The organism is Bradyrhizobium sp. SZCCHNS30572, from assembly GCF_032484415.1.
Taxonomy (GTDB): Bacteria; Pseudomonadota; Alphaproteobacteria; order Rhizobiales; family Xanthobacteraceae; genus Bradyrhizobium.
The window spans coordinates 24,372-38,693 of record NZ_JAUESY010000003.1 but is presented as its reverse complement, the minus strand read 5'-3'; the positions used below and the strand labels follow the sequence as shown (position 1 = coordinate 38,693).

The following is a 14,322-nucleotide window of genomic DNA, read 5'->3' as shown; positions in this document are numbered from 1 at the left end:
ATTCATTCCGGCGCGGCGCCGACCGGTGCCTGACCAGCCGGCGGACGATGCAGGAAGGTCATCGAGCCGTAGGCGCCGATCCAGGAGCCGACCGCCGCGAATGCGACGTAGATCCAGTTCTCCGTGTAGCTGATCACCGCGAATGACGACAGCATGTACCAGATCGAGCTCCAGGTCGCCGCTGACAACCGTCGCTTGGCAACGACCGCCGACGTGAACATGACGTAGACCGCGTCGGTGGCAGCCGTCGCCAGCACGACACCGAAGGCCGTCAGTGGATTGATCGCCGACATCGTCCTCTCCTCTTCGTTGTACTGCACCATGCGACGTCATTGTTTCGTCGAACGCATCCGTGCACAATGACGCGATCTGCACGCGCCGAACAACAAGGATAGAAGAATGGAACGCGTCCGTCTCGGGAGGAGCCCGCTCGACATCACCCGACTCGGCCTCGGGACGGCGCCGCTCGGCGGTCTTTTCGAGCCGGTCAGCGACGGCGATGCCGAAGCCACGATCGCCGCGGCGTGGGCGCGCGGCGTGCGCTTCTACGACACCGCGCCGCTCTACGGCTTCGGCCTCGCCGAGCAGAGGCTCGGTGCATTTCTGCGCCGGCAGCCGCGCGACAGCTATGTGATCTCGACCAAGGTCGGCCGGCTGCTGCGGCCGGACCCGACCGCCTCGGGCGAAGATCCGCACTACAAGGGCACGCCGCCGCTGCGGCCGCGGTTCGATTACTCCTATGACGGCGTAATGCGTTCGGTCGAGGAGAGCCTGGTCCGGCTCGGCCTCGATCGCATCGACATCCTGCTCGTGCATGATCCCGACGATCACTATGACGAGGCTGTGGCCGGCGCCTTTCGCGCGCTGCAGCGGCTGCGCGACGACGGCAGCATCCAGGCGATCGGCGCCGGCATGAACCAGTCGGAGATGCTGACGCGCTTTGCGCAGGCCGTTCCGGTCGACTGCTTTCTCCTGGCGGGCCGTTACACGCTGCTCGACCAGGGCGCGCTGACGACGCTCTTTCCGATCTGCCGCGAGAACAACATCGCCATCATTCTCGGCGGCATCTACAACAGCGGCATTCTCGCCAACCCTCACGGGCCGGCGAAGTTCAACTACGAAGATGCCGATGCCGCGCTGGTGGCGCGGGCGCGCCAGCTCGATGCGCTGTGCAGACAGCACGGCACCGAGCTCAAGGCTGCCGCGATCCAGTTCTGCCTGGCCCATCCCGCCGTGACCGTCGGCCTGCAGGGCGCCCGCAATGCGCAGGAGGCGGCCGACAACATCGCGATGGCGCAAGCTCCGATCCCGCCCGCCTTCTGGCGCGACCTGCGTGCCAGCAATCTCGTCGATGCTCGGGCGCCGCTGCCGGGAGACGCGCCATGAGCCGTGTCATCGACGCGCATCAGCACTTCTGGGATCCCGGTCGCGCCGACTATCCGTGGATGGCCGGCGACGCGCTGGCGCCGATCCGCCGTCCGTTCGGTCCCGCCGACCTCGCCCCGCTGCTGGCCGAGAACGCTCTCGACGCCAGCATCCTGGTGCAGACCCGCTCGTCGCTCGACGAGACCGAGGAATTCCTGCGCATCGCCCATGCGACGCCATTCGTCGGCGGGGTCGTCGGCTGGGTCGACCTGACCGATCCGTCGATAGGGTCGACGATCGACCGGCTGCGCGGCCTGCCCGGCGGCGACAGGCTGGTCGGCATCCGCCACCAGGTCCATGACGAGGCAGATCCGGCGTGGATCTTTCGCGGCGACGTCAGGCGCGGCCTCGACAGCGCGTTCGCGCACGACTTGACGTACGATCTGCTGGTGCGCACGCGAGAGCTGCCAGCGGCGATTGCGACGGTGCGCGCCTTTCCAAGAGCGCGCTTCGTGCTGGACCACGCCGCCAAGCCGCCGATCGCAACCGGCTTCGATCAGGACTGGGCCGATCGCATCGCCGAGCTCGCGGCTTGCGGCAATGTCTGGTGCAAGGTGTCGGGGCTCGCCACGGAAGCCGTCTGGACCGACTGGGACGCGGAGCGGCTGCAGCCCTACGTGACACATGTGGCGCGCTGTTTCGGCGCCGACAGGCTGATCTTCGGCTCGGACTGGCCGGTCTGCCTGCTCGCCGGCAGCTACCGTGAAATCAAGCAGGCGCTCGAGCGCTGCCTGACACAGCTCGGCTCGGACATCCGCGACAAGGCGTTCGGCCCGAACGCCGTCGCGGCCTACCGCCTGCCGCGCTGATCAGAACCGCATCACCATGCCGAAATGGCTCTTGGCGAAGCCGAGCCGCCCGTAGAAGCGTTGCGCGTCGGTGCGGCTTTGATGCGTCATCAGCTCGACCAGATTGCAGCGCTGCTTGCGCGCCTCGGCGATCGCCCATTGCAGCAGCTGCTCGCCGATGCCGCGGCTGCGGCGGTCGGTGGCGACCCGAACATCCTCGACCAGCGCGCGCGACGCGCCTTGCGAGCTGAGCCCGGGCAGGATGCAGAGTTGCAGGCAGCCGACCACCCGGCCCGCCTCCTCGGCAACGATCAGGGTGATGTTCCCATCCCGCGCGATCGTCTCGAACGCGTCGTAGTAGGACTGCGGCAACGGCTGCTCGAGGCGCTCGCGCGCCCGGCCGAGATGATCGTCGGCGAGCATGGCGACAATGGCAGCGACGTCGTCGCGCTGCGCAGGACGGATGCTGACGGACATCGGCATACAGGACAGGCTTGCAATCAGCTCAGAACTTGTAGCCGAGGCCCGCGCGCACCGTATTGATGCTGGTGTCGACCGTCGAGGTGAAGCGGACGTATTCGTATTCGGCCCGCGCAAACAGGCCGCCGACCAGATTGACGTCGACGCCGAGACCGGCGCTGTAGCCGTAGATCAGGTGATTGTGCTGAAGGTTGTTAGCGCTGAGCGGCGCAAGCGGCGTGTAGGTGCCGAGAAATGTCGTGCTGACCCGGTCCTGAACCGTCACGGACTGGCCGATATCTGCGTTGCCGAGTGCAAGGCCGAAAAATGCGTAGGGCAGGAAGCAACCCATCGCATAGCCGGCACGACCGCGGATCGTCGCCATGTCGGTGATCGAGATCTGCGAGGACTGCGTCGACGTCACGGCGTGGAAGTTGCCGTCGGTCAGTGCGGCCGTGCTGACGAGCGTGCGGCTCGAAGAGGCCATGCCGCCGTATTTGCCGTGCAGATAGCTCGCCTCGACGCCGAGCACGACGTCGTCCCACTGACTGTTGTAGCCGACGAAGGCGCCGAAGCCCGATGCGCGCGAGGATTGCTTGCCGAGATTCGGGTTCCAGGACGATACCTGCATCTGGCTCTCGATCAGCGTGTTGGCCAACACCGCCGCCGTCATGTTCTTGGTCGAGCCGTTGAAATTCTCATCGGACGAGCCGTAGCCGCCCTGGACGCCCACATAGTAACCGTCCCAGTTGACCCGCGAATTGTTCAGGCCCTCGGTCAGGCCACCGCGCAGGATCGGAAGGTCGGACAAGTCCGCGGCCTGGGCCGCGGAGACCATGCCGCACACCGAAACCGCCACCACCAGGCTACGCATCGCAACGCTCCAATCAGCACTTGACTCTCTGTTCCGATCATCGCGCGTTAACCTTAATCATTCGTTGTCGCAGCGCTCTGCACGGAAATTCTTTCAGCGAAAGCGCGCGGTTCGCTCGATCAGAAACGCGAAACGGCGCGGGAGGCCCGCGCCGTTCGTTCGATTTGCAGTGAGGGCGAGCGCTCGATTCAGCCCTTGCGGATCAGCGCCGGCATCGGCGGCGGCGGAGGATTGTCGAAATTCCAGCGCACGCCGAGCTTCAGGTCGTGCGAGGTGATGTCCTTGAACTTGAAGACGTTGCCGGTGGTGTTGCCGACGTAGTCGGATAGTACACCGGTCTGCCCGTGACCGAGATCGACGTAGCTGTAGGCCAGCTCCAGCACCAGGTTCGGATTGACGTTGTAAGCCAGACCGGCATGGGCCGCCCATGCGAAATTCCATTTCGAGGAGGTCGGCGCCGTCGCGAAGCTCGTGGTCGTGAACGGCAGGTTGTTGATGCCCGTGTCGGTGAAATTCGAAATCGTCACCCGCGCACCACCGACACCCGCGCCGATGAACGGCGTCACGCACCACCAGGTGCCGAGATCGACATAGGCGTTGGCGAGCACCAGCCATTCGGACTTGCTGCCGCTGTAATTGTCGATGCCGCTGTAGGGCACGCCGCCCGCCGTTGCATTGAAGCGGTCGGTGGCCTTGAAGTTCGCATTGCCGCGATACTGGCCGGTGACGTCGGCGCGGAACCAGCTGTTGAAGCGATAGCCGACGCCGACGCCATAGATGCCCGCGGTATCGAACGCCGAGGTCTGGTTGAACGACGTCATCGGCGTGTAGGCGGATTCGCGCGAGTAATGGACGTCCTTGACCTTCTGATTGCTGAAACCGATGTCGCCGCGCAGATACCAGCCACCGAAATCGGCCGCCGGCGGCGGCGCGTAGACCGGAGGGGGCATGATGGGCATGTCGGCAGCGAAGACCGAAGTGGAAAACAGAGTGGCCGCTCCGGCGGCGATCAGAAACTTAACGCTACGCATTTTTTCGTCCCTTTGGCCGGTGAAGCAATCGGAGAATTGCTTCCACATCACGCTGATGCCACACTATCACGCCAAATGCTTAAGCAGCGCTTAACCCTAATAATTAAGGTTGATTTTTCATGAGCGCGCGGAGTCGTTAACGGCCAAGCAACCCCTCCTAACAATTCGTTAGCGACAATTTTGACCGCAGGATGAAGAACAACTAATTAGTTGAGTCCTATCTCAATCGGTCGCAGCCAAGGGCGCTGGCGCGCAGGCGATCGCGTCCGGCAGTCCGACGCGCCCTGCTCGATCAGGCACATCCGCTCCCATCAGCTTGCGAACAGAGAAGGGACCAACAAAAAGGCCTGCCATCCGACGTCGATGGCAGGCCGCAGAGATTGATAAATTCCCGTCCGCGATCAAGCAGCAGCCGCAGCGTTGCCGACGGCAGCGACGATCTCGTCGACGACCTCTTCGACCAGATCGCGGTCGTCACCCTCGCCCATCACGCGGATCACCGGCTCGGTTCCGGAGGAGCGTACGAGCAGTCGGCCATGGCCGTTGAGGCGCTTCTGTCCGGTGTCGATCGCCGACTTCACCTCGTCCGCGTCGAGCGGCTTGCCGCTGCGATAGCGCACGTTCTTGAGGATCTGCGGCAGCGGATCGAAGCGATGGCAGACCTCGGAGACCGGACGGCGCAGCCTCTGCACCGTCGCCAGCACCTGCAGCGCCGCGACGAAGCCGTCGCCCGTGGTCGCGTAGTCCGAGAGAATGATATGGCCCGACTGCTCGCCGCCGAGATTGTAGCCGTCGGCCAGCATGCGCTCGAGCACATAGCGGTCGCCGACCGGCGTGCGCACCAGCTCGAGCCCTTGCCCCTGCAGGAAGCGCTCGAGACCGAGATTGGACATCACGGTCGCGACAATACCGGCGCGCGCCAGGCGGCCGTCCTCCTTCCAGCTCTGCGCGATGACCGCGAGCAGCTGGTCGCCATCGACGATGTGGCCGCGCTCGTCGACCAGGATCACGCGATCCGCGTCGCCGTCGAGCGCGATGCCGATGTCGGCGCGCATTTCCCGTACCTTCCGGCACAGTGCCTCCGGCGAGGTCGAGCCGCATTCCTTGTTGATGTTGAAGCCGTCCGGCTCCACGCCGATCGAGATCACATCGGCGCCGAGCTCCCACAGCGCCTCGGGCACGACCTTGTAGGCCGCGCCGTTGGCGCAATCGACCACCACGCGCAGGCCGTCGAGCGAGAGGTCGCGCGGCAGCGTGCGCTTGGCGAATTCGATGTAGCGATCGTGCACGCCGTCGATGCGGCGGGCGCGGCCGAGGCTCGCGCTCTGCGCCAGCTTCTTGTCGAGCGATTCATCGAGCAGTTGCTCGATCTGCCTCTCGACATCGTCGGACAGCTTGAAACCCTGCGGCCCGAACAGCTTGATGCCGTTGTCCTCGAACAGATTGTGCGAGGCCGAGATCATGACGCCGAGATCGGCGCGCATCGACTTGGTGAGCATGGCGACCGCGGGCGTCGGCATCGGGCCGACCAGCAGAACGTCCATGCCGACCGAGGTGAAGCCGGCCACCATGGCGTATTCGATCATGTACCCGGAAAGGCGCGTATCCTTGCCGATCACCACCCGGTGGCGATGCTCGCCGCGCTGGAACAGAAGACCTGCGGCCTGCCCGACCTTGAGCGCGAGTTCCGGCGTGATCAGGCCGTTGGCGCGGCCACGAATCCCATCGGTCCCGAAATAGTTACGGCTCATATGACCCCCAGCAACGGCTTCTGGATTTCGTTACCGGCGGGCGCGAATCACAGGACCCGCCCTGCCGGTCAGCCCGCGGGTTATAGTCGCCTTAAGGCTAAGATGGCTTCAAAAAATGTGATGAATCATTACCACGAAACCGCCACGGCCTCTGTAAGCCGTTGTTAAGGCTAATTTTTCATTCGACCTGACGGCTCTGGAGAACTCACCCGTCGGAGCCCCGGCGCAGCAGGAATGCGCTCGCTCCGGCAGCCCTGACGCCGTGTTGTTGCGGCACGCTCGCAGTTTGCGTGTCTTGCCCGGCCGCCGTGGCGGTTCCCAAGTTGGATTTGGCAGGCGCCGCAAAGATGCTAGAGGACTGCCGAGCCCAAGAAACGAGACGTCGGTGGGGGAGTCGAAGAGCGCGATGAAACACGTCACCTGCATTGAAGACCTGCGCCTGCTGCACAAGCGCCGCGTGCCCAAAGCCTTCTTCGACTACGCCGATCGTGGCTCCTATGCCGAGGAGACGCTGCGCGCCAATCGCGAGGATCTGCAGAAGATCAAGTTCCGCCAGCGCATCCTGGTCGACGTCTCCAAGCGCGATCTGTCGACGACGATCCTCGGCGAGCCCTCGTCGATGCCGCTGATCCTGGCGCCGGTCGGCCTCCTGGGCATGCAGCACGGCGACGGCGAGATTCACGCCTGCCGCGCGGCGCAGGCCGCCGGCATCCCGTTCACGCAGAGCACGATGTCGATCTGCTCGATCGAGGACATCGCGGGCAGCGTCGAGAAGCCGTTCTGGTTCCAGCTCTACGTCATGAAGGACCGCGGCTTCATCAAGGCCCTGGTCGAGCGCGCGATCGCTGCGAAGTGCAGCGCACTATGCCTGACCGTCGACCTGCAGGTGATCGGCCAGCGCCACCAGGACATCAAGAACGGCATGAGCGTGCCGCCGGAATGGACGCTGTCGAAGCTGTTCGACTTCGCCACCAAGCCGGCCTGGGTGCAGGGCGTGCTGCAGGGCAAGCGCCGCACCTTCGGCAACATCGCCGGCCACGTGAAGAACACCGAGGATCTCACCAAGCTCTCGGCCTGGACCGCCGCGCAGTTCGACACCTCGCTGAACTGGAAGGACGTCGACTGGATCCGCTCGATCTGGCCGGGCAAGCTGATCATCAAAGGCATCCACGACATCGAGGACGCCAAGCTCGCGGTCGAGACCGGCGCGCAGGCGATGGTCGTCTCCAACCATGGCGGCCGCCAGCTCGACGGCGCACCGTCCTCGATCCACGTCCTGCCCGGCATCGCGGAAGCGGTCGGCGACAAGATCGAGATCATGTTCGATGGCGGCATCCGCTCCGGCCAGGACGTGATGCGTGCGCTCGCGCTCGGTGCCAAATCCTGCATGCTCGGCCGCGCCTATGCCTACGGCCTCGGCGCCGGCGGCCAGGCCGGCGTCGCCAAGGCCATCGACATCATCCGCAACGAGCTCTTGACGACGATGGGCCTGTGCGGCGTCAACACGGTGGCCGAGATCGACCGGAAGGTGCTGGCGGATTAGCTCGAGAATCGGCGAGCAAGGTGCTCGGACTAATCAGCTTACGCGCCCCCGACTTCCACCATGCAAAAGCTGTCGTCCCGGACAAGCCGTGACGCGCGTCAGCGCGGCGCGGCGCTGATCCGGGACCCATACTCCGCGGCCGTCGTGTTGGGCAAAAGCCCAATTGCCACTGCGCCCTAAACTCCTCCCTGGGGGTATGGGTCCCTGCGTTCGCAGGGACGACACCGGCAACGGAGACGCAGTTGAGCACACAGAGAAAGGCAGGTCACATCGGCGGCGTCAGCCCATCGCGGCCGACGCTGACGCGGCTGGTCTCGAGCGAACCGTCAGGCAATTGCTTGACGGTGGCGATCACCTTGGCGCCGGCTTTCAGCTCGGACTCGTCGCCGGGCACGAAGGTGACGATCGGCGTGTCCGGCGTAATGTCGACGCGCTTTTCGCCCCCCTTGTACTTGACGAGCAGCGAGTGACCGTCGGTCGAGACCGAGCTTTCGGACACGGTGGCGTTGGTCATGCTCGAGTTCGGCTTCAGGTCCCACGACCGCGAGCCTTCGCCCGTTCCGCGCATGTCCTCGGGAAAAATGTGGATCTCGACCGCCTTCGGCGCGCCATCCGGGCCGGGCACCGTGGTGGCGCCGATGAACGAGCCCAGCTTGATGTCGGAAAGCTGCGCCTTGACGACACCCGAGACGCGCAGATCACCGGCCATGCGCAGCTTGAAGATCTCGCCGCTGCGGGCTTTCACCGTCATCGTATTGGCGTCGACGCTTTCGATGGCGCCGCGCACGCGCGTCGGCACCGGCGCCTGCTGGGCGATGGCGAGCGCGGATACAGTCGCAGCCATGGCGAGTGAAGCGACGGAACGGAACAGGATGAGACGAGCGGACATGCATGGCTCCGAGGGCGAGAGAAGATCATCCGCGTCCAATGCGGGGCTACGCGGACGCTCGATCAATGAGACGCCGACCATCTGCGCTTATTCCGCGCTCAAGCCCTTGTGAGATCGGCCTCGACCAGCGCGCGCAACTCGGGCGTGACCTGCGGACGGCGGCCGAACCACAATTCGAAGCCACGCACGGCCTGGTGCAGCAGCATGCCGAGTCCATCGGCAGTGCGCAGCCCCCTCGCCCGCGCCGCCGCGAGCAACTGCGTCTCCAGCGGCACGTAGACGATGTCGGCGACGACGGCCTGCTGCGGCAACAGCTCGACGTCGAGCTCGAGCGGCGGCTGACCGTGCATGCCGAGCGAGGTGGTGTTCACGAACAGGCCCGCGCGCGGCAGCAGCGCGCCGACGCGGTCCCAGCCTTCGGCAACGACATGGCTGCCGAACTGATCAGCCAGGGCTTGTGCGCGCGCCGCGGTGCGGTTGATGATGTGGACGCGGCCGATGCCGCGCTCGAGCAGGCCGAACACGACGGCCCGCGCCGAGCCGCCGGAGCCGAGCACCAGCGCCTCGTCGGTGCGGTCCCAGCCTGGGGCAGCGGCGTCCAGATTGCCGATGAAGCCTTCGACGTCGGTGTTGGTGGCCCGCAGGATGTGGTCCTCGTACCAGAGCGTGTTGGCCGCGCCGACGGCGCGGGCACGCGCGTCCGGCTCGCTCAGCTCCAGCACGCGCTCCTTGTGCGGGATCGTGACGTTGGCGCCGACGAAGCCGCGACGGTCGAGATGCATGACGAAGTCCGCCAGCTCTTCCGGCGGCACCGCCTCGATGGTGTAGCCGCCGACAATGCCGAGCTCGTGCAGCCAATGATGATGGATCAAGGGCGAGCGCGAATGCGCGGCAGGCCAGCCGATCAGGCACGCAGCGCGGGGTTTGGCGGCAAGGGTCATGGCCGTGACATCGGACAAGCCCCGGCTGGAGTCAATGCTGGGGCTCGGCAGTCGCCCCCAGGCGCCATGGCCCAAACGGCGACGCGGCGTTGAGGCCGCGTGTCAGCTCGCGGCGAGCCCATCGGCGACGTCCGCCGGTGCCGTCTCCTTGCCCTTGATGTCGGCCACCGCGCGCTCGATGGTCTCGCGGTAGCGCACCAGCGGCGGCCGCACGCCATGGGTCAGCAGCGCCCGACGCACGGTCGGCGACGCCCCGGTGATGAACAGGCGGATGCCCTGGCGCTTGGCCTTGGCGGCAACGCGGCTCATGGCGTTGGCGGCCGTCGAATCCAAGAACGGCACCGCTGCGAAATCGACCACGAAGGCCTTGCGGCGGTCGGCGATCGAGTCGAGCACGGTGCCGACGGTCGAGGCGGCGCCGAAGAAGAACGCACCGGTGATGCGATAGACCAGCACGTCCTTGTCGGCGCTGAGCTTCGGATTGTACGGCACCCGCGCCTCATCCTCGAAGTCGGCGCGGTCCTTTGCGACCAGAGGCGACCCGTCCTCGACGCCGGTCATCTGCGCCATCCGGTTGATGAACAGCACGGCGCCGAGCGCGAAGCCGACCAGGATGCCCTCGGTGAGATCGCGGAAGACCGTCAGCCCGAAGGTTGCGAGCAGCACCGTGGCATCGCCCCAGGACGATCGGATCAGGGTGGCGAACTCGTGCTTCTCGGCCATGTTCCAGGCGACAACGACGAGCACCGCGGCGAGCGCCGACAGCGGGATATAGCTCGCCAGCGGCGCCGCGATCAGCATGAACACCAAAAGAAACAGCGAATGCAGCATGCCCGACACCGGTCCGCGGGCGCCGGCGCGAACATTGGTGGCGGTGCGCGCGATGGTGCCGGTGACGCAGATGCCGCCGAACAAGGCCGAGCCGATATTGGCAAAGCCCTGCGCCACCAGCTCGCAGTTGGAGCGATGGCGACGGCCGGTCATGCCGTCGGCGACGACGGCCGACAGCAGCGATTCGATGGCTCCGAGCAGTGCGAAGGCGATCGCATCGGGAAACACCGCCTGGATCTTGGCGAGCGAAAACGCCGGCAACGCCGGCGCCGGCAGCTCGCGCGGGATACCGCCGAATTTCGTCCCAATGGTCTCGACCGGAAGCTGCAGCGCGAAGGTGATGATGGCCGCGACCACCACCGCGATCAGGATGCCGGGCCAGGTCGGCCGCAGATGCTTGAGGCCGATGATGATCGCGATCGACAGCGCGGCCGTCACGACCGCAGACATGCTCGCGGTCGGCGCGCCATGCGCGAGCGCCGTGAGCTTCGGAAGCAGCTCGCCCGGCTCCTTGCCCGCAAGCGTGATACCGAACAGATCCTTCAGCTGGCTGGCAAAGATGATGACGGCGATGCCCGCGGTGAAGCCGACTGTGACCGGATAGGGAATGAACTTGATGTAGGTGCCGAGCCGCAGATATCCGGCGATCACCAGCATCACGCCGGACATCATCGTCGCGATCAGCAGGCCATCGAGACCCTGGCGATCGACCGTCGCAGCGACCAGCACGATGAAGGCACCCGCGGGACCGCCGATCTGAAAGCGGCTGCCGCCGAGCAGCGAGACCAGGAAGCCGCCGATCACGGCGGTGTAGAGACCACGCCCCGGCGAGACACCGGAGGCGATCGCGATCGCCATCGACAGCGGCAGCGCCACGATCGCCACCGTCAGGCCCGCCAGCGCGTCGGCGCGAAAGTCGCTGAGGCCGTAGCCCTCGCGCAAGACCGTCAGGAGTTTGGGGGAATAAAGCTCGGCGAAGGTCGGCTCATGATGTCCGACCCGCCCGTGCGAACGGTGTTCGTTTGCGATGCTCATGCCCATCACGCTCCCGTCGCCTCATCGGGCCGCGGCGCAGCCGACGATGCGTCCCACACGAAGCGCCCAGGGGCCCCGTGCCCGCGCGATGAGCCTAGCTCGCGTCATCGCGCACAATGTCAGTTTGACGGCCCATGCGGCGGGGCGGCCCCGGGTCCTTCAGGCGAACACCACGCCCGCCATTCTCGCTGCGGGAATGCTCACCGATCAGATCCACGCCCGCACGATTGAGCGCATCGACGACCTTGGTCAGCGAGTCCACCACGCCGCGGACGTTGCCCGTTGAGGCTTCCATCCGCTGGATCGTCGGCAGCGACACGCCGGCCAGCTCGGCCAAGGTTCTCTGATCTATCCCGAGCAGCGCTCGCGCTGCCCGCATCTGGAACGACGTGATCACGATGGCCTCACGTAGCAGACACCATAAATGATGTCTGAGACAAAGACAATGATGTAAAATACATCACAAACTGATCCCGGACGCAAGCTGGAACCCGGCCCTCGCCGTTTGTTCCCTGCGCGCGAGCGAGGGCCATGACGCGATCCGGCCCGCCATCCCGAGAGAGGATGACGGGCCGGCGCTGTTCGGCGCGGAGCGTTCGGCTCAGGCGGCGTCACGATGGGAGGCGATGATGTGGTCGGCGGCGCGGCCGGTCACCTCGGCCATGTGGTCGAATTGGCGGGTGAAGCTGCCGGCGCCGGCCGTCGCCGAGCGCAATTCGACGATCAACTCGCCGATCTCGGCCTCCGGCATCATCGCCCGGACGCAATCCCAGCCCGGCCAGCCGTCGCGGGTGTCGAACGACAGGATCTGGCCGCGCCGCGCCGACAGGATCGCGTTGATCCTGGCGGTCGCTTCCGTCGGGCAGACGATCTCAACGGTGTGAATCGGCTCCAGCAGCACCGGCTGGCATTGCGGCAGCCCCTCGCCGACGCCGACCCGCGCCGCGGTGCGGAACGCGAGGTCGGACGAATCCACGCTGTGATAGGAGCCGTCGGTGAGCGTCACCTCGACGTCGATCACCGGAAAGCCCAGGGGGCCGCGGGCCATTGCGTCGACGACGCCCTCCTCCACCGCCGGGATGTAGTTGCGCGGCACCGCGCCGCCGACCACCTTCTCGGCAAAGCGGAAGCCTTCGCCGCGCGGCAGCGGCCTGATGTCGAGCACGACGTCGCCGAACTGGCCGTGACCGCCGGACTGCTTCTTGTGGCGGCCGCGCTGCGTGATCGGCTTGCGGATGGTCTCCTGATAGCCGATCGCAGGCTGATGCGATTTCACGTTGACGCCGAAGCGGTCGCGCAGCCGCTCCAGCGCGACGCGCAGATGCATCTCGCCCTGCCCCCACAGCACGGTGTCGTGGGTGCGCGGGTTCTGCACCATGGTCAGCGACGGATCCTCCTCGTGGAGCCGCTGCAAGGCCTGGCCGAGCTTGACGTCGTCCTTGCGGTCGACGGCGGCGATCGAGAGCGCCAGCACCGGCGGGCACGCCTCCACCTTTGCCAGCGGCGGTGGTGCCGTCTTGCCGGTCGCAACCGTATCGCCGGTCTTGACCGCGTCGAGCTTGCCGAGCGCCACCGTGTCCCCGGCCTGGGCGCCCGCGCGCTTGCTGTCGTAGGCGCCGGTGGCAGCCAGGATGCCGGACACGCGCGCCGCCTCGCCCGAGGCGGCATGCAGCGTCGCGCCGTCGTCGAGATGGCCGGACAGCACCCGCGTCAATGACAGCTTGCCACCATGCTGCAGATGCAGCGTCTTGAAGACATAGCCGAGCGCCTCCTTGGTGTCCTTCACGCCGAGCCGCTGCGCGGTCTCGGCGATTCCGGGCGCCTCGTGGCGCAGCGCCTTCATCAGCCGCAGCACGCCGTTCTCGCGCAACGCCGAGCCGAGCAGCACCGGGCAGATCAATCCCTCGCGCAATTCGCGCGCCAGATCGTCGAACACGGCGTCGCGCGGCGGCGGGATGTCCTCCAGCAGCTGCTCCATCAGCGAATCGTCGTGATCGGCGAGCTTCTCCAGCATCGAGAAGCGCGCCTCCTTCTCGCGGTCGAGATCGCCGCCTTCGAGCGCGATGACTTCCGACGCCTTGTGCTCGCGATAGATGAAGGCGCGCTCCAATGCGAGATCGACGAAGCCCTCGATCAGCTCGCCGTTCCAGATCGGGATCTGGCGCAGCACCAGCGGCACGCGCGAGGCAGGCTGCAATGTGGCAAGCGTCTCCCTGATCCGCGCATTGGCGCGGTCGATCTTGTTGAGAAACAGGAAGCGCGGAATGCGCAGCTCCTCGAGCTCGCGCAGGATGATCTGCAATTGCGGCAGCTTCTTCTCGTCCGCCTCGCAGACCACGATGGCGGCATCGACCGCCGGCAGCGCGGCGCGCATGTCGTGGATGAATTCGATCGAGCCAGGACAGTCGAGGAAGGTGTAGCTGTCGCCCATGAAGGTCGTGGTCGCCGCCGTCATGGCGACGCTCATCTTGTGCTGACGCGCCTCCGGGCTGGCATCGCCGACGGAGGTGCCGGCGTCGACGCTGCCCGCGCGCGGGATCGCGCCGGTCCGCGCCAGGATCGCCTCCAAGAGAGTGGTTTTACCGCTTTGGAAAGGGCCCACCAGCGCGATGCACCGTGGACCTCGGGGACTTCTCAGGTCTTGTCCCATTCGCCGCCTCCTCGTTGTGGAGCTCGGCCCTTGATTGGGTCGGCAAAGCCGAATGCTCTGCCTCGGCTGCCGCTTTGGCAAGCAGGCGGCCTGCGAAAAACGTTG

General features: G+C 66.1%; 13 protein-coding genes. 3 read left to right on the top strand and 10 right to left on the bottom strand.

The genetic code is table 11. The annotated features are described in order from the left end of the window. Nucleotides 1-2: 2 nt before the first annotated feature. Nucleotides 3-293: a hypothetical protein gene (locus tag QX048_RS08425; protein ID WP_315714383.1), complete on the bottom strand. Its 291-nt coding sequence runs from the start codon at nt 291-293 to the stop codon at nt 3-5. A gap of 106 nt (nt 294-399) precedes the next feature. On the opposite strand from QX048_RS08425, the gene QX048_RS08420 reads away from it, so the two are divergent. Together QX048_RS08420 and QX048_RS08415 are read left to right on the top strand one after the other, a co-directional pair. Next, nucleotides 400-1,386, top strand: a complete 987-nt coding sequence (locus tag QX048_RS08420; protein ID WP_315750073.1) for an aldo/keto reductase — start codon at nt 400-402, stop codon at nt 1,384-1,386. Further along, nucleotides 1,383-2,234, top strand: coding sequence for an amidohydrolase family protein (locus QX048_RS08415; RefSeq protein ID WP_316192019.1), 852 nt, complete (start codon nt 1,383-1,385; stop codon nt 2,232-2,234). The genes QX048_RS08420 and QX048_RS08415 overlap by 4 nt, the downstream gene beginning before the upstream one ends. Here the strand turns inward: QX048_RS08415 and QX048_RS08410 are convergent, their stop codons facing one another. The 4 genes from QX048_RS08410 to glmM all read right to left on the bottom strand — a co-directional run bounded on the left by QX048_RS08410 (nt 2,235) and on the right by glmM (nt 6,328). Beyond that, entirely contained in the window at nt 2,235-2,690 is a 456-nt protein-coding gene (locus QX048_RS08410; protein ID WP_315714125.1) for a GNAT family N-acetyltransferase, read from the bottom strand. 28 nt (nt 2,691-2,718) lie between these two features. Beyond that, nucleotides 2,719-3,546 (bottom strand): outer membrane protein, encoded by an 828-nt coding sequence (locus tag QX048_RS08405; RefSeq protein WP_315750070.1) that lies wholly within the window; start codon nt 3,544-3,546, stop codon nt 2,719-2,721. Nucleotides 3,547-3,734: 188 nt separating this feature from the next. Next, complete coding sequence (locus tag QX048_RS08400) at nt 3,735-4,577, bottom strand: outer membrane protein (protein ID WP_315750069.1); 843 nt, start codon at nt 4,575-4,577, stop codon at nt 3,735-3,737. 401 nt (nt 4,578-4,978) lie between these two features. Next, nucleotides 4,979-6,328 (bottom strand): phosphoglucosamine mutase, encoded by a 1,350-nt coding sequence (glmM, locus tag QX048_RS08395; RefSeq protein ID WP_316169324.1) that lies wholly within the window; start codon nt 6,326-6,328, stop codon nt 4,979-4,981. A 406-nt stretch (nt 6,329-6,734) separates the two neighbouring features. Here glmM and QX048_RS08390 point away from each other — a divergent pair, with 406 nt between their 5' ends. Further along, nucleotides 6,735-7,871 carry an alpha-hydroxy acid oxidase gene (locus QX048_RS08390; RefSeq protein ID WP_315714121.1) on the top strand — a complete coding sequence of 379 codons (1,137 nt, stop codon included), beginning with the start codon at nt 6,735-6,737 and terminating at the stop codon, nt 7,869-7,871. A 265-nt stretch (nt 7,872-8,136) separates the two neighbouring features. Here the strand turns inward: QX048_RS08390 and QX048_RS08385 are convergent, their stop codons facing one another. From QX048_RS08385 to QX048_RS08365, 5 genes are all read right to left on the bottom strand, one after another. Continuing rightward, nucleotides 8,137-8,715 (bottom strand): hypothetical protein, encoded by a 579-nt coding sequence (locus tag QX048_RS08385; RefSeq protein WP_410052158.1) that lies wholly within the window; start codon nt 8,713-8,715, stop codon nt 8,137-8,139. A gap of 143 nt (nt 8,716-8,858) precedes the next feature. Beyond that, nucleotides 8,859-9,701 (bottom strand): shikimate dehydrogenase, encoded by an 843-nt coding sequence (locus QX048_RS08380; RefSeq protein ID WP_316200316.1) that lies wholly within the window; start codon nt 9,699-9,701, stop codon nt 8,859-8,861. A gap of 102 nt (nt 9,702-9,803) precedes the next feature. Beyond that, nucleotides 9,804-11,567: a SulP family inorganic anion transporter gene (locus QX048_RS08375; RefSeq protein WP_315750068.1), complete on the bottom strand. Its 1,764-nt coding sequence runs from the start codon at nt 11,565-11,567 to the stop codon at nt 9,804-9,806. Between the two features lie 94 nt (nt 11,568-11,661). Further along, on the bottom strand, nt 11,662-11,964 hold the full coding sequence (locus tag QX048_RS08370; RefSeq protein ID WP_315757334.1) for a helix-turn-helix transcriptional regulator: 303 nt from the start codon (nt 11,962-11,964) through the stop codon (nt 11,662-11,664). 204 nt (nt 11,965-12,168) lie between these two features. Next, nucleotides 12,169-14,217 carry an elongation factor G gene (locus tag QX048_RS08365; protein WP_315750067.1) on the bottom strand — a complete coding sequence of 683 codons (2,049 nt, stop codon included), beginning with the start codon at nt 14,215-14,217 and terminating at the stop codon, nt 12,169-12,171. Nucleotides 14,218-14,322: the final 105 nt, after the last annotated feature.